Source organism: Pseudomonas sp. TMP9 (genome assembly GCF_037943105.1).
Lineage (GTDB): Bacteria > Pseudomonadota > Gammaproteobacteria > Pseudomonadales > Pseudomonadaceae > Aquipseudomonas.
In genome coordinates this window covers 3,298,326-3,318,839 of record NZ_CP149803.1, presented here as the reverse complement: position 1 = coordinate 3,318,839, position 20,514 = coordinate 3,298,326, and the positions used below count along the sequence as shown (strand labels likewise).

The window sequence follows — 20,514 nt, the reverse complement described above, 5'->3', positions numbered from 1 at the left end:
CAGGCGCAGCCCTGATCTGAATGACTTGAATAGCGCCTGCCCCTGCGGCAGGCTTGCATGATTAACGACCTCCACCGGGAGAAAGACCACCATGGCACTTATCAGCATGCGCCAGATGCTCGACCACGCCGCCGAATTCGGCTACGGCGTGCCGGCGTTTAACGTCAACAACCTCGAGCAAATGCGCGCGATCATGGAAGCGGCTGACAAAACCGATTCCCCGGTGATCGTTCAGGCCTCGGCCGGCGCCCGTAAATATGCTGGCGCGCCGTTCCTGCGCCACTTGATCCTCGCGGCGATTGAAGAGTTCCCGCATATCCCGGTGTGCATGCACCAGGACCACGGCACCAGCCCGGACGTCTGCCAGCGCTCAATCCAGCTTGGCTTTAGCTCGGTGATGATGGACGGCTCGCTGAAAGAAGACGGCAAAACGCCTGCTGACTACGACTATAACGTGCGCGTGACCCAGCAAACGGTGGCTTTTGCCCACGCCTGCGGCGTGTCGGTGGAAGGTGAGTTGGGGTGCTTGGGCAGCTTGGAAACCGGCATGGCTGGCGAAGAGGATGGCGTCGGCGCTGAAGGTATTCTCGACCACAGCCAGATGCTCACTGATCCAGAAGAGGCTGCTGACTTCGTCAAGCAAACACAGGTCGATGCATTGGCCATTGCCATCGGCACCAGCCACGGCGCGTACAAGTTCACCAAGCCGCCGACCGGCGACATCCTCGCCATCGACCGCATCAAGGCGATCCATGCGCGCATCCCCAATACCCACCTGGTGATGCACGGCTCCAGCTCGGTACCGCAAGAGTGGCTGGCGATCATCAACCAGTACGGCGGCGACATCAAAGAAACCTATGGTGTGCCGGTTGAAGAAATCGTCGAAGGCATCAAGTACGGCGTGCGCAAGGTCAACATCGACACCGACCTGCGCTTGGCGTCCACCGGTGCCATGCGTCGCCTGATGGCCGAGAACCCGAGCGAGTTTGACCCGCGTAAATTCTTCGGTGCCACCGTAACGGCCATGCGCGACATCTGTATCGCGCGCTACGAAGCCTTCGGCACCGCCGGCAATGCCTCGAAGATCAAACCGATGAACCTGGAAACCATGTTCCAGCGTTATGCCAAGGGTGAGCTGGCCGCTAAGGTCAACTAAACCTTATCGATACACTCGATGCCGCTCACGTAACCCCGTGAGCGGCATTTTTTTTGCGGTGAACGGATGGTTTTTTGGCGTGCGTCTTTTCGGCTTTCGGCCAACGCCTGCGCCTGTCGTTCACCCAGGGTTTGGTAAAACCATGTAAAACACCGAACGCGTGCCGATCGCCGTGCTGGGCCATACTCGCGCCACTGTAGCTTTTGGATATCTGACCGCATGCCAAGTAAGTTGCGCACCTCGCTGTATTTCCTCTTGGCTGTGTTGCTGGCCAGTGTGCTGGGCAGCATGCTGCAGACCCAGTTCAACTTGGCTAACTTAGAGGCCCTCGGCGCGCCCATGCCGCTTGCTGTGCGCCTGCACACCACCGGCCTTGATCTGCTCAGCTTTAGCCCGACGTTGGCGATTCTGGTCCTGCTGGGGTTTGTCTTTGCTTTGCCGGCGGCGAGCCTGTTGACCCAGCATTGGCCGGCGGGCCGCTGGTTATTGTTTGCGCTAGCCGGCGCGCTGGCCGTGTGGTCGGCGCTGGCGCTGGCCAATGCAATGCTGCCCATGCCGACGCTGATCGGCGCTAACCGTAGCCTTGCCGGTACTGCTGGGCTGATGGTGTGCGGCAGTTTCGGTGCGCTGTTGTTTGCTCGGCTGGCGCAGCGTTTAGCGCCTGCGCAATCTTGATTTATCCATTACCCGCATAAGGTCCATGCCATGTTGAAGACGTCCCGCGCCCTGTTATTGCTTGGCCTGCTTGGCAGCAGCCTGGTGCACGCCATGGATTACCGCATTGAAACCGTGACCACTGGCCTGGAATATCCGTGGTCACTGGCCTTTTTGCCGGATGGACGCATGCTGGTGACTGAGCGCGTGGGTCGTTTGCGCATCATTGAGCAAGACGGCAGCCTCAACCCGCAGCCGGTTGGTGGTGTGCCCGCAGGCTTTGTGGCGTCTCAGGCAGGGTTGATGGAAGTGATGCTTGACCCGCAGTTCGCCAGCAACCAGCAGCTGTACCTGAGTTACGCCTACGGCACCACGCAGGCCAACAACACGCGCTTGGCCAAGGCGCGTTTGGTTGATGGGCAGTTACAGGATGTGCAGGTGCTGTTCAGTGCATTACCGACTAAAACGGGTGCCGCACATTACGGCGGGCGCATGGCCTTTTTGCCGGATAACACCTTGGTGCTGACCTTGGGCGATGGCTTTGATTGGCGTGAGCAGGCGCAAAACACCAGCAACCATCTGGGAAAAATCGTGCGGCTCAACCGTGATGGCAGCATCCCCCAAGACAACCCTTTCGTAGGGCAGGCCGGCGCCGCAGCGGAGATTTACAGCCTCGGCCACCGCAATGTGCAGGGCATCGTCTATGACGATCAACTGCAGCGCCTTTACAGTCACGAGCATGGCCCGCGTGGCGGTGATGAGCTGAACTTGATTAAGCCGGGTAATAATTACGGCTGGCCGTTGATCACCTTCGGCATCGATTACAGCGGCGCGCAAATTTCGCCCTACACCGAACTGCCGGGCTTGCAGCAACCGCTGCTGCATTGGACGCCTTCGGTGGCGCCATCGAGCTTGATGCAATATCGCGGCAGCTTGTTCCCGCAGTGGCAGGGTGACCTGTTTGCCTCGACCTTGGCTGAGCGCAGCGTACGCCGCATCCGCTTGCAAGACGGCACGTTAGCCGGTGAGGAAGTGTTGTTCGAAGAGCTGGCTGAGCGCATTCGTGACGTGCGCGGCGGCCCGGATGGCGCGCTGTACCTGCTCACCGACAGCGCCGAGGGGCGTCTGTTGCGCGTGGTGCCGAGTGACTAAATACGTGGCCCAGCCGCGCTCCAGTCAGCGTCCACCGAGGGGCCGGCTGGGGCATAATGCGCGGCCTTATCGCACCCTGTCGCAGTGATCATGACCCCGCTTAAATACCTGCAAGCCTACCCGGCTCAGTTGCAAGACAAGATTCGCCAGCTGATTGCCGAGCAGCGTTTGGGCGACTACTTGGCGCAGTCTTACGGCGGCAAGCACGGGATACAAAGTGACAAGGCGCTGTACGCCTATATTCAGGGCCTGAAGCAGGAACATTTGCGTAATGCCCCAGCCATCGACAAGGTGCTGTACGACAACCGCCTCGACCTGACCCACCGGGCCCTCGGCCTGCACACCGCGATTTCTCGGGTGCAGGGCGGCAAGCTCAAAGCGAAGAAAGAAATCCGCGTAGCCTCGCTGTTTCGCGAGGCGGCGCCTGAGTTTCTACAGATGATTGTGGTGCATGAGCTGGCGCATCTTAAAGAAGCCGAGCACAACAAGGCCTTCTACAACCTCTGCGAATACATGCTGCCCGGCTATCACCAGCTGGAGTTCGACCTGCGGGTCTACCTGACTTGGCGCGAACTGCCCGGTGCAACGGGCACACTGTCAGCCCCGCAGGGCTAGGTTGAGCTGATCAACGATTTCAGCCCAGTCGGCATCTTCAAGAATCTCTTCGCGCAGAAACGTAGCCTGGGCGCGGTTCCAGAACGTGGCGTCAGCTAGCCGGCATTCTGCCGCCAGCGGTGAGTGCTGCTGGATAAACCGCGCGATCGCGGCGCTGTCATGGTTCAGGCCAAGTTGTTTGAACAAGGCTGGCAGGTCGTGGGTTTGGGCGTGCATATGGCCTCCTGATGATCCGATTCTGGGACGGGTAAGGGGCTACCGAGGGATAGCCACCGAGGTGCTGCTTACCCTTAGTCGACCGACAGAATCGTTAACAGTTGCACGCCACTGGCCACGCGCAAGATCAGTTCATCGCCCACGTTCTTGCCCCGTAGCATGTGCCCCAGCGGCGCTTGCGGGCCAAGCACCTGCACCGTTTGGCCGTCCTGCTGCAGTTTCATGGCGGCACCGTCCGGGCCGAGAAACAAGCATTGGCGCCGGCCATCATCGTCGCTTAGCTCAATCAGGGCGCCGAGTTGGATGCCCAGTAGCGGGTCAAAATCGCGCAGCAGCAGGCGCTTCCAGTCCACTAAAGTCTGGCGAATAGCCGCCGTCCGCCGAGCGTGCCCGGTGGCCAGATATGACGCCTCGATGCCTAGAGTGTCGTATTTGTTTTCGGCGATATTTTCTTTGGCGGTGGCTGTTTCGTAAGCCATTAACGCCGCCTGCTGAGCCTGTTGCAGGGTGTCCTCAAGGCGCTGTATCACCTCTTGGCGCAGTGCGCTTTTGTTCAGGCGGTGCATGGCTAGAGTGGCCAAACCAGCAGCAACAACGGCACGCTAACCAGCACCACCAAAATTTCCATGGGCAGGCCTAAACGCCAGTAATCGCCAAAGCGAAAGCCACCGGGGCTGAGGATCAGGGTGTTGTTTTGGTGGCCGATGGGGGTGAGGAAGGAGCAAGAAGCACCAATGGCTACCGCCATCAGCAGCGAGTCGGCGTTAACACCGAGCTGGCTGGCGGCACTTAAGGCGATCTGGCACATCACCGCCGCGGTGGCGGCGTTATTCATAAAGTCCGAGAGGGTCATGGTCACAACCAGGATCAGCGTCAGTGCCACCACCGGATTGCCCTGCGCCACATGTTCCATTAGCAGCCGCGCCAGCAGGTCGGCCGCGCCGGTCGCAGACATGGCGCCGGCGACGGGGATCATCGCCCCCAGCAGCACAATCACCGGCCAGTCGATGGATTGATAGAGCAGGCGCAGGGGCACGATCCGCGCCACCATAAACACCAGCACGCCGGCGGCGAAGGCCACGGCTGCTGATAGCACGCCGAACGCCGCGAGGATCACCGCCAGCAGCATCACGCCGGCGGCGAAGCCGGCCTGGGCGGGGTTAGGAATGCTGATGGCGCGGTCGGCCAGCGGCACGCAGGCATAGTCGTTGGCAAAGTCGTTGATATCCGCCGAGTCGCCTTGCATGAGCAGTACATCGCCGCGCTCAAACAGGGTCGAGCGCAGGCGTTTGATCGAGCGATGGCTTTGCCGCGAGATCGCCAGCAGGTTGATGTTGTAACGATTACGCAGGCGAATATTGCTGGCTGACAACCCGATCAGCTGCGAGTCCGGGCGCACTAGCAGTTCCTGCAGCACTCTGTCGTCACTGTCGCTGTCCTTCTTTTCCTCGGTCTTGCTCTCGGCTGCCGCGTCTTCGTCTTGGCTGTCCTCGTGCTCCTCATCCTCATCCTCATCCGGCGAGGGTTTCTTGGCTGCTTCCAGCTTCAAACCCAGCTTGCTGAGCACCTCACCGAGTGCTTCAGGCTCGGCCTCGATCACCAATACGTCATCGACCTGGAGGATGCGTCGCGGATTGGGGGCTGATAGACGCAGTTTGTTGCGCACCATGCCCACTACTTGGGCGTCGGCTTCTTCGAGCAGTTGTTCGACTTCGCGCAGGCTTTTGCCATCGGCCTTCGCGCCTTCTTTTACGCGGGCCTCGGTGATGTACGTGCCCGTGTCAAAGCTGGCGACGCCGACCACTTCCCGGCGTGGTACCAACCGCCAGCCGATCAGCGTAATGAACAGCACACCGGTCAGCGCCACGGCGACGCCCACCGGGCTGAAATCAAACATAGAGAACGGTCCGGCGCCGCTCTGCGCGCGGAAGCTGGACACGATCAAGTTAGGCGGTGTGCCGATCAGTGTGGTCATACCACCGAGGATGGTGCCGAAGGCCAGCGGCATCAGCAAACGCCCCGGCGGCAGCTCCTGCTTACTGGCGATCTTCAGGGCTATGGGCATCAGCAGGGCGAGTGCGCCGACGTTATTCATAAAGGCCGACAGCACGGCGCCAAGACCGGTTAGAGCGGCAATCGAAAGCATAGGCCCGGCATCGGCAGGCAATACCCGTTGCGCCAGCGCATCAACCGCACCGGTTCGTTGCAAGCCGAAGCTGAGCACCAGCACGCAGGCCACGGTAATGACCGCTGGGTGGCCAAAGCCGGTAAAAGCTTCTTGGTCTGGCACCAGGCCGGTGATTACGCAGGCCAGTAGCGCGCCGAGCGCGACGATGTCATGCCGCCAACGGCCCCAAAGGAACAGGCCCATGGTGGCAGCAAGGATGGCAAAAATAAGGCCTTGGTCTTGGGTCATGCGGGCAAACCATCCTTAGAAAGGGGCTACTTAAAGCAGCAGTTAAGCAGCATATGCCGAGTTTACCGGGCGCATACCTGTGGTGCCGGTTTAGACGAACTGCGCAGCGGCGTAACCCGACGCCCAAGCCCACTGAAAGTTAAAACCGCCCAAGTGACCGCTGACATCCAGTACTTCACCGACAAAATACAGGCCCGGAGATTTCAGCGACTCCATGGTTTTTGATGACACCTCGTGAGTATCGACTCCGCCCAGAGTGACTTCGGCTGTGCGGTAACCCTCGGTGCCGGCTGGCACCAGTTGCCAGTCGCCGAGCTGGTCGGCAATCGCCTTCAGTTCCGCATGGGTGTATTGCTTCATCGGCTTGGAGGTGAACCAGTTGTCGGCCAGCAGCCCGGCCATCTTCTTGGTGAACAGTTCACCCAGCAGGGTTTTTAACTCGCTATTGGGCCGTTCGCGTTGTTGCTGCTCCAGCCACTCGGGCAGGTCGATATGCGGTAGCAGATTAATGCTGATGGCATCGCCCGGTAGCCAAAATGAGGAAATCTGCAAAATCGCCGGGCCGCTAAGGCCGCGATGGGTAAACAGAATATTTTCCTTAAAGCTCTGGCCGTTGCAGCTCACCAGGCAGTCTTCCACTGAGGTGCCGGACAACTCGTTGCAGAGTGCTTTAAGTTGCGGGTCGGTAATAGTAAACGGCACCAAGCCGGCGCGTGTGGGTAGCAAGATATGGCCGAATTGCTTGGCCACCTGATAGCCAAAGCCGCTGGCGCCAAGGGTTGGAATTGACAGGCCGCCGCTGGCGATCACCAAGGACTCGCAGCGCACGCTGCCGGCGCTGGTCTGCAGTTGATAGCCGCTGCCGAGTTTGCTGATTTCGCTGACCGAGGTGCTCAGGCGCAGCTCAACACCGGCGTGTTCGCACTCACTTAGCAGCAGGCCGAGGATGTCGCTGGCCTTGTTGTCGCAGAACAGTTGGCCGAGCTTTTTCTCGTGGTAGGGCACGCCGTGCTTAGCCACCAGCGCAATAAAATCCCACTGGGTGTAGCGCGCCAGAGCGGACTTGCAGAAGTGCGAGTTTTGCGAAAGAAAATTGCTCGGTTCGCAATACATATTGGTGAAATTACAACGCCCACCCCCTGACATCAGTATCTTCTTGCCAGCCTTATTGGCGTGATCCAGCAACAGCACCTGCCGCCCACGCGCCGCAGCCGTCAGCGCGCACATAAGCCCGGCGGCACCGGCTCCAATAATCACGACCTGGGGTGTAAGCACTGCATAGTCCTCATGATTAACCACGACGAACGCCTGACGCCAACCAGCGCGCATGTTAGCGGATGGTTCGTACGGGGTTCATCACGCGGGGGTGGTGGCCTGTAACCGAGAAGTTTACCTAGGTGCAGGTTTACTGAGTTGAGCCATCTGGGGCGCGCATTTGGCGCTCTTCGCTCCTAACCGCAAGGATGCTTGGCGATGGCCCGTTAAACACTATCGACTGCGTGGAACGAACGCTCGCCGGGCAGTTGATAGCAGGTCAACCAGATGGCTAGAGCGTGCGTACCCGCAGTGTGCGGCCCTTAACCTTACCTTCGCTGAGGCACTTGAGCGCCTGCAGGGCGAGGCTGCGTTCAACCGCGACATAGGCCTGAAAGTCGAAGATGGCGATCTTGCCGACCTGCGCGCCAGGGATACCAGCCTCGCCAGTCAGGGCACCGAGAATATCGCCGGGGCGCAGTTTGTCTTTGCGTCCCGCGCTGATGCACAGGGTGATCATCGGCGGTTGCAGCGGTGCGCCACCTTGGTGTTTCAGGCTGCTCAGTGGGTGCCAGTTGAGTGGCGCTTTTTGCAGGGTTTCGATGGCTTGGGCACGATGGCCTTCGGCTGGGGCCACCAGGCTCATGGCCAGGCCTTTCTCGCCCGCCCGACCGGTACGGCCGACGCGGTGAATGTGAATCTCCGAGTCGCGCGCCAGCTCGACGTTGATCACCATATCCAGTGCATCGATATCCAAGCCGCGGGCGGCGACATCGGTGGCCACCAGAACGGACAGGCTGCGGTTGGCAAACATCGCCAGCACTTGATCGCGGTCGCGTTGCTCCAAGTCACCGTTCAGCGCCGCAGCCGAGATGCCTTTGGCGGTTAGGTGGTCGACCACTTCCTGGCATTGCTGCTTGGTAAAGCAGAAGGCCACGCAGGATTGTGGGCGGTAGCAGTTGAGCAGCTTGACCACGGCGTCCATGCGCTCTTCCGGAGCGATTTCGTAGAAGCGCTGTTCGATCTGCGTATCGTCGTGAAAGGCGTCAGCTTTGACCTGTTGCGGATCACGCATGAACTTCGCGGACAACTGCTTGATGCTGCTCGGGTAGGTGGCGGAGAACAGCAGGGTCTGCCGGCGGCTCGGGGTTTGCTCGATGATCTCGGCGATGCTGTCGTAAAAACCCATGTCGAGCATGCGGTCGGCTTCGTCGAGGACCAGAGTGTTCAGGCCGTCGAGCTTCAGCGTGCCCTTGCTCAGGTGCTGCTGAATACGCCCCGGCGTGCCGACGATGATCTGCGCGCCGTGCTCCAGCGAGCCGATTTGAGGGCCAATTGGCGCGCCGCCACACAGGGTAAGAATTTTGATGTTGTCGGCTGAACGCGCCAGGCGGCGCAGCTCTTTGGCGACTTGGTCGGCCAGCTCGCGGGTCGGGCAGATGACCAGTGCCTGGCAACCGAAGAAGCGCGGGTTGAGCGGGTTGAGCAGGCCGATGCCAAAGGCGGCAGTCTTACCGCTACCCGTCTTAGCCTGGGCAATCAGGTCCATGCCCTTGAGCATTACCGGCAGGCTCTGCGCCTGAATCGGGGTCATCTCGGTGTAACCTAGGGACTCGAGGTTCGCCAGCATGGCGGGGGAAAGCGGCAGAGAAGCGAAAGCGGTGTTGGTCACGGTGCAGGCCTGCTAAACGAAATGACGCGCAGTGTAACAGGCTGTGCGCAGTGGCTTAGCGCTAAAGGCCGGTTGTCCGTCTGAGCAGGTATTTGCGCTATTAATGCAGGCGCCTGCGTGCTGGCGATGTGTTGGCCCGCTGAGCGGCGGGGCGGCCAATCGCAGCAAGCGGGTGCCTACCAACGGCTAGAACAAGTCAATTGGGTCGACATCCAGCGACCAACGCACGGCGCGGCCGCTGGGCATTTGTTCCAGGGCCAGCATCCAGCTATTGAGCAAACGGTGCAGCGGCGCGCGTGCATTGGCTTGCACCAGCAGCTGAGCACGGTAGCGCCCGGCACGGCGCTCCATTGGCGCGGGAACTGGGCCGAGTAACTCGATGCCGCTGAGTTTGAGTTCGCTCAATAACAGCTCGGCCTCTGTGCAGGCCTCGTCAAGAAAGCCTTCGGCCTGCCCGGGTTTGTGTGCCTCTGCCCTTAGCAAAGCGAGGTGGCAGAAGGGCGGTAAACCCGCACTGCGGCGTTCACTCAAGGCTTGTTCAGCGAAGGCGAAGTAACCCTGCTCGGTCAGCTGTACCAATAACGGATGATCGGCCAGGTGGCTTTGGATAATCACCTTGCCCGGCTCTTCGGCCCGCCCGGCGCGTCCGGCAACCTGCACGATCAGCTGGGCCATGCGTTCGCTGGCGCGGAAATCGGCGGAAAACAGCCCGCCGTCGGCATCGAGAATCGCCACCAGGGTGACGCGGGGGAAGTGGTGGCCTTTGGCGAGCATCTGGGTGCCGACCAAAATGCACGGCTCGCCGCGCTGCACGGTATTGAACAGGGTGGTCATGGCCTCTTTGCGTGAAGTGCTGTCGCGGTCGACGCGTAACACCGGCACATCAGGGAAGAGAATCTCCAGGCGTTCTTCCGCGCGCTCGGTGCCAGCCCCTACCGGGCGTAAGTCGACGTTGTTGCACGTGGGGCAGTTGTTTGGCTGGCGCTCGACGTGGCCGCAGTGGTGGCAGCGCAACTCGCGAGAGCGCTGGTGCACGGTCATGCGTGCGTCACAGCGTGGGCATTCTGACAGCCAGCCGCAGTCGTGGCAGAGCAGGGTGGGGGCGAAACCGCGACGATTAAGAAACACCAGCACCTGTTGTCCGGCCGCTAGGGTTTGGCCGATGGCCTGCTGCATCGGCCCAGAGATGCCGGAATCCAGCGGCCGGCTTTTCACATCCAAACGCAAAAAACGCGGTTGCTTGGCGCCGCCGGCACGTTCGCGCAGGTGCAGCAGGGCGTAGCGACCGCTGTGAGCGTTGTGCAGGCTCTCCAGCGAAGGGGTGGCCGAGCCCAGGACAATCGGGATGTTTTCCTGATGCGCGCGCACCACGGCCAGATCGCGGGCGTGATAGCGCAAACCTTCTTGCTGTTTATAGGAGGCGTCGTGCTCTTCATCGATGATGATCAGCCCCGGTCGCTGCATCGGGGTAAACAGCGCCGAGCGGGTGCCAATAATGATGTCGGCTTCGCCATCGCGCGCCGCCAGCCAGGCGTCGAGGCGTTCACGGTCATTCACTGCCGAATGCAGCAGAGCGATGCGGGCATTAAAGCGCTGCTCGAAACGGGCCAAGGTTTGCGGGCCAAGGTTGATCTCTGGGATCAGCACCAGCGCCTGTTTACCCGCCTCCAGGGTTTCCCGAATCAGCTGCAGGTAAACCTCGGTTTTGCCGCTGCCGGTGACGCCGGCTAACAGAAAGGCATTGAAGCTGCCGAAGCCCGAGCGGATCGCCTCTGTGGCGGCGCGTTGTTCTGCATTCAGCGGCAGCTCGGGTTGTGCCAGCCAGTTGGCGTGACGCTCGTTCGGCGCATGACGGCGCACGTTGACTTTGACCAAGCCCTTTTCCAGCAGCAGATCGAGGCTGTCTTTGTTCAGCTGTAGTTTGCTCAGCAGCGGGTGCGCAACGCCATGCGGGTGTTGGCCGAGGGTTTGCAGGGCATCACGCTGTCGCGGCGCTCGGCTCAGGCGCGGGTCGTCGAGTTGTGCGCCGGGTGCCACGGACCAGAAGCGCTGCTGGCGTGCTTCCGCCGGTTCGCCTTGGCGGAGCAGCACCGGCAGCGCCCAGCTCAACGTATCGCCGAGGCTGTGCTGGTAATACTGCGCAGTCCACAGGCACAGCTTGAACAACGCCGGTGGTAATGGAGACTGGGCGTCGAGCAGTTGCAGGGCGTGCTTGAGCTTATCTGCCGGGACCGCGCTGTGATCGGTCACTTCTATCAGGATGCCAATCATCTCGCGCCGACCAAATGGCACGCGCAACCGCGCGCCCGGTTGCAGCGCGCTGCGCGGTACACCGGCAGGGGCGCGGTAGTCGAACAGGCGGCGCAGCGGTGAAGGTAGGGCGAGGCGCAGAATAACGTCAGACACGCAGTGACTCCTTGAGCCGCGAGGCGCGATCTTAGCATGCAGCCACACGACGGCCGGCCTTGCGTCGCTGCGGTGAGCTGGTATTATCGCCGGCCTAATTCCGCGCGGTACCTGACAATAGTGTCCGGTGGCGGCGTGACAGCCCTGAGGAATCACCATGAAAGCCGATATCCACCCGAACTATGTCGCCATCACCGCCACCTGCAGCTGTGGCAACGTGATTGAAACTCGCTCCACCCTGGGCAAAGCACTGCCTTTGGACGTGTGCAACGAGTGCCACCCGTTCTACACCGGTAAGCAGAAAATGCTCGACACCGGCGGCCGTGTTGATCGCTTCAAGCAGCGTTTCGGTATGTTCGGCGCTAAGACAGAAGCACCGGAAGCACCAGAAGCATAAGCACAGCGACAAGCCTGATGGCTGGATTCGCACTGCTGAAAAAGGCGTCCCTGGTGGGCGCCTTTTTCGTTTTCAGCCTGTATGCCGGCGCTGCGCTGGCGTTCTGCCCCGCACCAAGTCAGCTGCCCAGCGTTGAGGTGCAGCGGGTGGTTGATGGCGACACCTTGCGCTTGGTTGATGGCCGCAGTGTGCGCCTGATAGGTCTGAACAGTCCCGAAATGGGCCGCCAGGGCCGTTCTGCTGAACCCTTTGCGGGCAAGGCGCGCGCGCGCTTGCAGGCGTTGGTGGCGGCCAGTGACGGTCGGGTCTTGTTGCAGGTCGGTCGGCAGGCTAAGGATCATTACGGCCGCACCTTAGCGCATGCCTATGACAGCCGTGGGCGTAATCTGGAGGCACAGCTGCTCAGTGAGGGTCTGGGCTACCGAGTAGCGGTTGCTCCCAATCTGGCGCTGGTGCGCTGCCAGCAAGCGGCTGAGCGCAGTGCGCGGCAGGCGCGTGTTGGGCTCTGGCAGCGCTCGCCAGTAAAGGCCGCGACGCAGCTCAAACAAGGCGGCTTTGCCCTGCTTCAGGGTCGTGTCGAGCGCATTGAGCGCAATGCGGGTGGGTTATGGCTGGAAATGGGCGATTTGCTGGTGCTGCATATCGCGCCCCGGTCCGTGGGTAATTTTGACCTGCATGCGGTCCAAGCGCTCAAGGGGCGAAAAGTTGAGGCTCGCGGCTGGGTGATTGACCGCTCTAAGCGTGGCGGATTGCGTAAGGGCCAAGCGCGTTGGATGCTGCCATTGACCGATAAGTCTGCACTCGAGGTGTTGCCGTGATCATGCGTGTATCGTTGTTACTGGCGTTGCTGCAACTGGCCGGGTGCGCGGTTAATCCGGCCACCGGAGAAAGCAACTTTGTGATGATGAGCGAGCAGCAGGAGCTCGACCTCGGCCAGCGCTACAACCAGCAAATCCTCAAGGAAAACCCGCGCTACGCTGACGAGCAGCTGCAAGCCTATGTACAGCGTGTGGGTGAGCGGGTGGCAAAGAACAGCCACCGCAATCAGCTGACCTATCAGTTCACCGTGGTCGACAGCCCGGATATCAACGCCTTCGCCTTGCCCGGCGGCTACATCTATATCCACCGTGGCCTGCTGGCCTACCTGAGCTCGGAGGCCGAGTTGGCCGCTGTGCTGGGTCACGAAGTGGGCCACGTCACGGCGCGGCATAGCGTGCAACAGCAAAGTCAGTCCACCGCCTGGGGTTTGCTCGGTCAGGCCGTGGCGATAGGGACCGGCGTTGGCGCTGCCGCTGATATTACGGGCGCCTTGGGCAATGCGTTTGTCCGCGGTTATGGTCGCGACATGGAGCTTGAGGCCGACGGCTTGGGTGCGCAGTACTTGGCGCGCAGCGGTTATGACCCGCAGGCGATGATTGAAGTGGTCAAGGTGCTGAAAAATCAGGAAGATTTCGCCCTAGACCAAGCCGCTGAACGCGGTGATGCACAACCTGCCGGTGGCTATCACGGGGTTTTTGATACCCACCCGGACAACGACCGCCGCTTGCAGCAAGTAGTGGGCCCCGCGCGCGCCTTAGCGACCGGTGAGCAGGAGGTTAATCGTGAGGCCTTTCTCAAACGCTTAGAAGGCTTGCCCTTCGGTGACTCCGCTGACACCGGGATGCGTCGCGGCCAGCGGTTTTACCATGGGGATTTGAACTTCACCTTGGCCTTTCCCCAAGGCTGGAATCTACTCAATCGCCCAGACGCGCTGATCGGTCACAGCGCTGATCAGCAGGCATTTGTGGCACTGACACTGGAAGACAATCCGCAAAGTCTGCCTCCCCTTGAGCTGCTCCGCCAGCGCGTGGGTGGCCAGCGATTGGTGGCGGGTGTCGAGTTGCAGCAGGCCGGCCTTAAGGGCTACAGCGCCGTTATTGCCGGTAATGCTGCTAAGCGTGTTGCGATTATTCAGCATGGCGCACAGGTGTATTTATTGGTGGCGGCGGTGCGTGGTCGGGCCTCGTTAGAAAGTTACGATGAGCAATTTTTAAGCGTGATCAACAGTTTTCGGCCGATGACCGGTGCTGAGCGCAAAGAGGTGAAACCCTTACGGCTGCACATGGTCAAGGTTAAACCTGGACAAACCCTTGAGGCGCTGGCTAACAACAGCAAGTTGCCGGGTGATGCGGTCAAGGCATTACGGTTACTGAATAACCTCTACCCATCAGGTCAGCCGCGTGCTGGCGACTGGCTAAAAGTCGTGCGTTAGGTTGCTCGTGAGCGTCCAGCCTCACCAGTCTTGTGCAGGTGTATACAACGTGCGTATCCTCGGCCGCCTGCCTGTTCAACAGCCCAAAGCGGAATTACTCCTATGTCTGATTTGAAAACAGCCGCTCTCGATTATCACGCTAAGCCTCGTCCGGGTAAGCTGAGTGTCGAGTTAACCAAGCCCACCGCAACCGCACGCGATCTCGCCCTGGCATACAGCCCAGGCGTCGCTGAGCCAGTGCGCGAAATCGCGCGTGACCCGGAGCTGGCGTATCGCTACACCGGCAAAGGCAATCTGGTGGCAGTCATTTCTGACGGTACCGCTATCCTGGGTCTTGGTGACCTTGGTCCGCTGGCGTCCAAGCCGGTGATGGAAGGTAAGGGCGTGCTGTTCAAGCGATTTGCTGGTATCGACGTGTTCGACATCGAAGTCGAGTCCGAGAGCCCGCAGGCCTTTATCGACACTGTTCGCCGTATCTCGATCACCTTCGGTGGTATCAACCTGGAAGACATCAAGGCGCCAGAGTGCTTTGAAATTGAGCGCACGCTGATCGAGCAGTGCGACATCCCGGTGTTCCACGATGACCAGCACGGCACCGCTATCGTGACAGCTGCTGGCATGCTCAATGCCCTCGAAATTGCCGGTAAAACCCTGCCGCTCGCCAAGATTGTCTGCCTGGGGGCCGGCGCCGCCGCGATCTCCTGCATGAAGCTGTTGGTGAGCATGGGTGCCAAGGTTGAGAACATCTTTATGGTTGACCGCAAAGGCGTTATCCACGCTGGCCGCGACGATCTCAATCAGTACAAGGCGGTATTTGCCAGCGAGACCAGCAAGCGCACCCTGTCAGATGCGTTGGAAGGCGCTGACGTCTTCGTTGGTTTGTCCGGCTCTAACCTGCTGGCGCCCGAAGACCTCAAGCGCATGGCGCCGACGCCGATTGTGTTTGCCTGCTCCAACCCGGACCCGGAAATTCAGCCAGAACTGGCCCATGCCGTGCGCGATGACGTGATCATGGCCACCGGTCGTTCCGACTACCCGAACCAGGTCAACAACGTATTGGGCTTCCCGTTTATCTTCCGCGGTGCGCTCGACGTTCGCGCGACTCGCATCAACGAAGAAATGAAGATCGCCGCAGCCTTAGCCTTGCGCGACCTGGCTAAACTGCCGGTGCCGCAAGAAGTTTGCGATGCTTATGGCGGCATTGCTCTGTCGTTCGGGCGCGAGTACATCATTCCGAAGCCGATGGACCCACGATTGATCACTGTGGTCTGTGATGCTGTGGCCAAGGCTGCGATTGAGAGCGGTGTAGCAACCTTGCCGTATCCTAAGCATTACCCGTTGCAGTCGGTTAACGATGTGTTCAACGGCTAAGCGCTCAGCCTAAAGGCAATAAAAAACCCGCGCTGCGGGTTTTTTATTGCCACTAATTTGCCTGTATCAAGTGGCGGGCGCTTAATTGCTCACCGCTTAGAACAGGTCGATTGGTGCGACCTCATCAGCCGGCAGTGGGCTGCCGGGGATATACGTGCCGGGTTCAAATTCGCCCATGGGCGGTGGCGAGTCTTCGCTCTTAAACAGTTCGAAGTAGGCGTCAGGTGTATCAGCCGACGCCGCCCGACCGCTGTGTGGGTCGATGCGCAGGGTCAGGATACCTTCGGGTTCTGCGAGTAGGTGGCTGGGTTTGTCCTTGAGTGCCGCAGCCATGTAGCTCATCCAGATCGGCAGGGCCACGGTGCCACCATATTCATTCCGACCAAGGCTTTCTGGCTGATCAAAGCCAGCCCAGACCGTGGTGATGTAATCGGCGTTGTAGCCGGAGAACCAGCTGTCTTTGGATTCGTTGGTGGTGCCGGTTTTACCTGCTAGGTCGTCACGGCCCAAGGCCATGGCGCGGCGGCCAGTGCCACGCTTGATCACGTCCTGAAGCATGCTGGTCATGATATAGGCCGTGCGCTCATCGATAACCTGCTCAGCCAGTATCGGTTCAGAAACAGCTGGAGCTCCGCCAGTATTCAGCTGCGACGCGGTGCTCTGCTCGGCGCGCAATGCGATGCCGGTTGGTGTTTGCGCGGGGTTGGCGTTGAACAGTTGCTTGCCGGTGCGGTCTTCAATGCGCTCAATCAGGTAAGGCTCGGTCTTATACCCGCCGCTAGCAAAAACACTCCAGCCCTCGGCAATTTCCATTGGCGTCAGACTGGCGGTGCCCAGCGACAGCGACAGGTTAGGCGGCAGGTCCTTTTTCTCAAAACCAAAGCGCTCGATGTAGCTCAAGGTGCTGTCGACGCCCAGGTCTTGCAGCAGGCGGATCGAAACCAAGTTGCGCGAGCGATACAAGGCTTCGCGTAAGCGGATCGGGCCGAGGAAGGTGTTGTTATCGTTCTTCGGTCGCCACACCTGCGACAGATCGTCTTCAGCAAACACCATCGGTGCATCATTGACCAAGGTGGCGGCGGTGTAGCCGCTGTCCAGCGCGGCGCTGTAAACGAACGGTTTGAAACTCGACCCAGGTTGCCGTTTAGCCTGTGCAGCGCGGTTGTAGTTGCTCTGCTCGAAGGAGAAGCCGCCCACCAATGCGCGAATTGCACCGCTGTTTGGGTCAAGCGATACCAGCGCACTTTGTGCGGCGGGTAGTTGTACAAAGCGCAGGCTGCCATCTTCTTGGAGCTGCACGCGGACCATGTCGCCAATTTGGCTGACATCGGCGGGTTGCTGCGGTCGTGGGCCAATGCTGTTGGTATTAAGGAAGGGTCGCGCCCATTTCATGCTGTCCCAAGCGACGGCATGTTCCTCGCCGTTACGCAGCAGAACCATGATGCCGCTCTTCTCAACGCTTGTGACAATTGCAGGTTCAAGGCCGCCAAGGAGCTTCTGCTGATTTAACGCACTCAACCAATTTTCGTGGGTCATGCCCGGAAGACGACTTTCCGGGCCACGGTAGCCATGGCGCTGGTCGTAAGTAATCAGGCCTTCACGGACTGCATTATTAGCAGCCTGTTGCAGGCCGCTAGGCACCGTGGTGGTCACGTTGAAGCCCTCGGTATACGCCTCGCCGCCATAGCGCCCGACCATTTCAGCGCGGGCCATTTCGGCAATGTATGGGGCAACCAGTTCAGGCGTCGGCACGTGATAACTCACATTAATTGGCTCGGCCAGCGCCGCCTCATAACGTTGTTTGTCGATTCGGCCAAGGCTGAACATACGCCCAAGAATCCAGTCACGCCGCTCCATTGAGCGTGAAGGATTGACTAGCGGGTTAAAGCGCGAAGGGGCCTTCGGTAGGCCGGCAATCATGGCCATTTGGGCTAGGCTGGTCTCACGTATAGATTTACCGTAATAAACCTGTGCAGCCGCTTCGATGCCGTAGGCGCGATTACCTAGGTAAATTTTGTTTACATAAAGCTCAAGAATTTCGTTCTTGCTGAGCTCCCGTTCGATTTGTAGCGCTAAAAGTATCTCGTTGATCTTGCGGGAGAAGCTGCGCTCGCTGGTGAGAAAATAGTTCTTCGCCACCTGCATGGTAATGGTGCTGCCACCCGTTTGGATTTGCCCACTTTTCAAGATTTGCGTTGCAGCGCGCATCAGGCTTTTTAGGTCGACGCCATAATGGTTTGCGAAATTGTCGTCCTCAGCGGAAAGCAATGCACCGATAAAATCTTCGGGGATATCGGCGAACGCTATAGGTGAGCGGCGCATTTCTCCGAATTCAGCAATCAATTTGGCGTCACTGCTGTAAACCCGCAGGGGAATCTGCAGCTGAATACTGCGCAGGGACTCGACGGATGGGAGGCTAGGGCTAAGATAGAGAAAGGCCCCGCTGAAACTGAGTACCAGGCCACAAAAAACGGCGAGGCAAGACCAGCAAAGAAAACGCAAAAGACGGATCAAGATTTTTGGATTTCCAAATAAAAGAACGGGTTAAGCGAAGCGCAAGGCTAAAAGAGAAAAACTGATCACATTATAAGCGTTATTTTTGCCGGGTAGCCATTTGCGCTTCTGTCAAGACTGTTATTTAATGTGAAAAAACATAAACAGTCCGTAAGTCGCGGATGCCAATAGGAAATCGGTCGTGCTAGGGCTCTTCAATAAGAAAGCGAATACGCTACTCGGGATCGATATCAGCTCGACCTCGGTCAAGCTCCTCGAATTGAGCCGCTCCGGAAGCCGCTACAAGGTAGAGGCTTACGCAGTCGAGCCGCTCCCGCCAAACGCGGTGGTCGAAAAAAACATTGCCGAATTGGAGGGTGTTGGCCAAGCGCTTGCGCGCGTGCTCGCCAAATCCAAGAGCGGTGTAAAAACCGTGGCGGTGGCGGTGGCCGGTTCAGCAGTGATTACCAAAACCATTGAGATGGAAGCAGGGCTTTCTGACGATGAGTTGGAAAATCAGCTGAAGATCGAAGCTGACCAATACATCCCCTATCCGCTAGAAGAAGTGGCAATCGACTTTGAAGTGCAGGGCTCATCCGCCCGCAACGCCGAGCGCGTTGAAGTACTGCTCGCCGCTTGCCGCAAGGAAAACGTCGAGGTTCGCGAAGCCGCTTTAGCGCTTGCTGGCCTGACTGCAAAAGTGGTTGATGTTGAGGCGTATGCCCTTGAGCGTGCTTACGGTCTGCTAGCCGAGCAGCTGGGTGGTGGTCGCGATGAGCTGACTGTTGCGGTTGTAGATATCGGCGCAACCATGACCACCCTCAGCGTGCTGCACAACGGTCGCACTATCTATACGCGCGAGCAGTTATTCGGTGGCAAGCAACTAACGGAAGAAATTCAACGGCGTTATGGTTTATCCGTTGAGGAGGCCGGTCTTGCCAAGAAGCAAGGCGGTTTACCGGATGACTATGACAGCGAAGTGCTACAGCCTTTTAAAGAGGCGGTGGTGCAGCAGGTAGCTCGCTCCCTGCAATTTTTCTTCGCCGCCGGCCAATTCAATGACGTCGACTACATCCTGTTAGCAGGCGGTACTGCGTCAATCCCAGATCTAGATCGTCTGATCCAACAGAAAATAGGCACCCAGACATTGGTCGCCAATCCATTCGCTGAAATGGCACTGAGTAGCAAGGTCAATGCAGGCGCGCTTGCCAGTGATGCGCCAGCCTTGATGATTGCTTGTGGTCTGGCGATGAGGAGTTTCGACTAATGGCGCGGATTAACTTACTCCCCTGGCGCGAGCAGTTACGCGAAGAGCGTAAGCAACGCTTCGTTGTAACCCTTGCGGGTGTTTTTATAGTTGCGGCGGGCGCTGTTTTTTTGGGTGATCAATACCTTAATGGTGCAATCGAGCAGCAAAATGCGCGCAATGAATTTGTTCGTAAAGAAATTGCTGTGTTGGATGCTCGTATTAAAGAAATCAGTGAGCTTAAAACTCGTCGCCAGCAGCTTCTTGAGCGGATGAAGATTATTCAAGACCTGCAGGGTAATCGCCCGATAATCGGTCGAGTCTTCGACCAGTTGGTTCGCACATTGCCAGACGGCGTGCATTTCACTGGCGTGAAAATGACTGCCAAAAATATAGCTATTGTGGGAGCAGCTGAATCTAACAATCGCGTATCAAACCTGATGCGTAACTTAGATTCATCTGAGTGGCTGACTGCGTCAAACCTCACTGAAGTCAAGTCTGTGACAGCGGGTGCGGTTGATCAGGCTAATGTCTTTCAATTGAGCGTGCAGCAGACCCAGCCTGCCCTCGCGGCAGAGGGGGCTAAGCAATGAGCCTAAACGATTCCCTAGAAAGTCTGCGGAAAATTGATTTAAGTGATCTTGACTTTAATAATGTCGGCTCCTGGCCTGCTGCAGTAAAGTTTATTGCTGGAGCGTTGTTGCTGGTGATTGTTGTTGCCCTAGGTTACAACTTCCACCTCAAAGATCTTCAGGCCAACTTAGAAGGTAAGCAGGCGGAAGAGATTACTCTGAAGGAGCAGTTCTCAAGCAAAGCGTTCCAAGCTGCAAACTTGGCTGCATATAAAGAGCAAATGCAGGAGATGGAGGTTTCGTTTGGTGCGCTCTTGAAGCAGTTGCCGAGTGACACTGAAGTGCCTGGGTTGCTTGAAGATATAACCCGTACTGGCTTGGGAAGCGGTTTAGAGTTTGAAGAAATCAAACTTCTGCCTGAAGCTGCGCAGCAATTTTATATAGAGCTGCCAATCCAGATCACGGTCGTCGGGGCTTACCATGATTTAGCGACGTTTGTGAGCGGCGTTGCAAGCCTGCCACGAATTGTAACCTTGCACGATTTTGACCTTGTCCCGGCCAGTAATGACAGTTCATCTAAGTTGCGCATGAGCATTTTGGCCAAAACTTATCGCTATAACGATAAGGGGGAGGCGCAGTGAAA

18 protein-coding genes are annotated in these 20,514 nt (G+C 58.7%); 11 read left to right on the top strand and 7 right to left on the bottom strand.

Annotated features, from left to right (window positions below; genetic code table 11):
- The first annotated feature begins 91 nt into the window (after positions 1–91).
- The 4 genes from fba (at position 92) to WF513_RS15590 (ending at position 3,577) form a co-directional block, all read left to right on the top strand.
- Positions 92–1,156 (top strand): class II fructose-bisphosphate aldolase, encoded by a 1,065-nt coding sequence (fba, locus tag WF513_RS15605; protein WP_339080319.1) that lies wholly within the window; start codon positions 92–94, stop codon positions 1,154–1,156.
- A gap of 219 nt (positions 1,157–1,375) precedes the next feature.
- A complete protein-coding gene (locus tag WF513_RS15600; protein ID WP_339080318.1) occupies positions 1,376–1,831 on the top strand; it encodes a hypothetical protein in 456 nt (151 codons plus the stop codon).
- Positions 1,832–1,861: 30 nt separating this feature from the next.
- The gene (locus WF513_RS15595) at positions 1,862–2,962 is read left to right on the top strand and encodes a PQQ-dependent sugar dehydrogenase (RefSeq protein ID WP_339080317.1); all 1,101 of its coding nucleotides are present in this window, start codon (positions 1,862–1,864) and stop codon (positions 2,960–2,962) included.
- A 90-nt stretch (positions 2,963–3,052) separates the two neighbouring features.
- Positions 3,053–3,577, top strand: a complete 525-nt coding sequence (locus WF513_RS15590; RefSeq protein ID WP_339080316.1) for a M48 family metallopeptidase — start codon at positions 3,053–3,055, stop codon at positions 3,575–3,577.
- On the opposite strand, the gene WF513_RS15585 is transcribed toward WF513_RS15590, so the two are convergent.
- The 6 genes from WF513_RS15585 to WF513_RS15560 all read right to left on the bottom strand — a co-directional run bounded on the left by WF513_RS15585 (position 3,560) and on the right by WF513_RS15560 (position 11,541).
- Positions 3,560–3,793 carry a DUF2789 domain-containing protein gene (locus WF513_RS15585; protein ID WP_339080315.1) on the bottom strand — a complete coding sequence of 78 codons (234 nt, stop codon included), beginning with the start codon at positions 3,791–3,793 and terminating at the stop codon, positions 3,560–3,562. The genes WF513_RS15590 and WF513_RS15585 overlap by 18 nt on opposite strands.
- A 74-nt stretch (positions 3,794–3,867) precedes the next feature.
- Positions 3,868–4,350: a transcription elongation factor GreAB gene (locus WF513_RS15580; RefSeq protein WP_339083619.1), complete on the bottom strand. Its 483-nt coding sequence runs from the start codon at positions 4,348–4,350 to the stop codon at positions 3,868–3,870.
- 11 nt (positions 4,351–4,361) lie between these two features.
- The gene (locus WF513_RS15575) at positions 4,362–6,209 is read right to left on the bottom strand and encodes an SLC13 family permease (RefSeq protein WP_339080314.1); all 1,848 of its coding nucleotides are present in this window, start codon (positions 6,207–6,209) and stop codon (positions 4,362–4,364) included.
- Between the two features lie 90 nt (positions 6,210–6,299).
- Complete coding sequence (locus WF513_RS15570; protein ID WP_339080313.1) at positions 6,300–7,484, bottom strand: NAD(P)/FAD-dependent oxidoreductase; 1,185 nt, start codon at positions 7,482–7,484, stop codon at positions 6,300–6,302.
- A gap of 271 nt (positions 7,485–7,755) precedes the next feature.
- Positions 7,756–9,135, bottom strand: coding sequence for an ATP-dependent RNA helicase DbpA (gene dbpA, locus WF513_RS15565; protein WP_339080312.1), 1,380 nt, complete (start codon positions 9,133–9,135; stop codon positions 7,756–7,758).
- 186 nt (positions 9,136–9,321) lie between these two features.
- Complete coding sequence (locus WF513_RS15560; protein ID WP_339080311.1) at positions 9,322–11,541, bottom strand: primosomal protein N'; 2,220 nt, start codon at positions 11,539–11,541, stop codon at positions 9,322–9,324.
- Between the two features lie 157 nt (positions 11,542–11,698).
- Between WF513_RS15560 and rpmE the strand changes: the two genes are divergently transcribed.
- The 4 genes from rpmE to WF513_RS15540 all read left to right on the top strand — a co-directional run bounded on the left by rpmE (position 11,699) and on the right by WF513_RS15540 (position 15,560).
- Positions 11,699–11,938, top strand: coding sequence for a 50S ribosomal protein L31 (gene rpmE / locus WF513_RS15555; protein ID WP_339080310.1), 240 nt, complete (start codon positions 11,699–11,701; stop codon positions 11,936–11,938).
- Positions 11,939–11,955: 17 nt separating this feature from the next.
- Positions 11,956–12,756 carry a thermonuclease family protein gene (locus WF513_RS15550; protein ID WP_339080309.1) on the top strand — a complete coding sequence of 267 codons (801 nt, stop codon included), beginning with the start codon at positions 11,956–11,958 and terminating at the stop codon, positions 12,754–12,756.
- A gap of 2 nt (positions 12,757–12,758) precedes the next feature.
- Positions 12,759–14,189 (top strand): M48 family metalloprotease, encoded by a 1,431-nt coding sequence (locus WF513_RS15545; RefSeq protein WP_339083617.1) that lies wholly within the window; start codon positions 12,759–12,761, stop codon positions 14,187–14,189.
- Positions 14,190–14,291: 102 nt separating this feature from the next.
- The gene (locus tag WF513_RS15540; RefSeq protein ID WP_339080308.1) at positions 14,292–15,560 is read left to right on the top strand and encodes a malic enzyme-like NAD(P)-binding protein; all 1,269 of its coding nucleotides are present in this window, start codon (positions 14,292–14,294) and stop codon (positions 15,558–15,560) included.
- 96 nt (positions 15,561–15,656) lie between these two features.
- Here WF513_RS15540 and WF513_RS15535 read toward each other — a convergent pair whose 3' ends face one another.
- Complete coding sequence (locus WF513_RS15535; RefSeq protein WP_339080307.1) at positions 15,657–18,074, bottom strand: penicillin-binding protein 1A; 2,418 nt, start codon at positions 18,072–18,074, stop codon at positions 15,657–15,659.
- A 181-nt stretch (positions 18,075–18,255) separates the two neighbouring features.
- Between WF513_RS15535 and WF513_RS15530 the strand changes: the two genes are divergently transcribed.
- From WF513_RS15530 to pilO, 3 genes are read left to right on the top strand one after another with little or no spacing between them, the layout of a single operon-like run.
- Positions 18,256–19,320 carry a pilus assembly protein PilM gene (locus WF513_RS15530; RefSeq protein ID WP_339080306.1) on the top strand — a complete coding sequence of 355 codons (1,065 nt, stop codon included), beginning with the start codon at positions 18,256–18,258 and terminating at the stop codon, positions 19,318–19,320.
- Complete coding sequence (pilN, locus tag WF513_RS15525) at positions 19,320–19,892, top strand: type 4a pilus biogenesis protein PilN (protein WP_339080305.1); 573 nt, start codon at positions 19,320–19,322, stop codon at positions 19,890–19,892. Before WF513_RS15530 ends, pilN begins: the two co-directional genes overlap by 1 nt.
- A complete protein-coding gene (gene pilO / locus WF513_RS15520) occupies positions 19,889–20,512 on the top strand; it encodes a type 4a pilus biogenesis protein PilO (RefSeq protein WP_339080304.1) in 624 nt (207 codons plus the stop codon). Before pilN ends, pilO begins: the two co-directional genes overlap by 4 nt.
- The last annotated feature ends 2 nt before the right edge of the window (positions 20,513–20,514 follow it).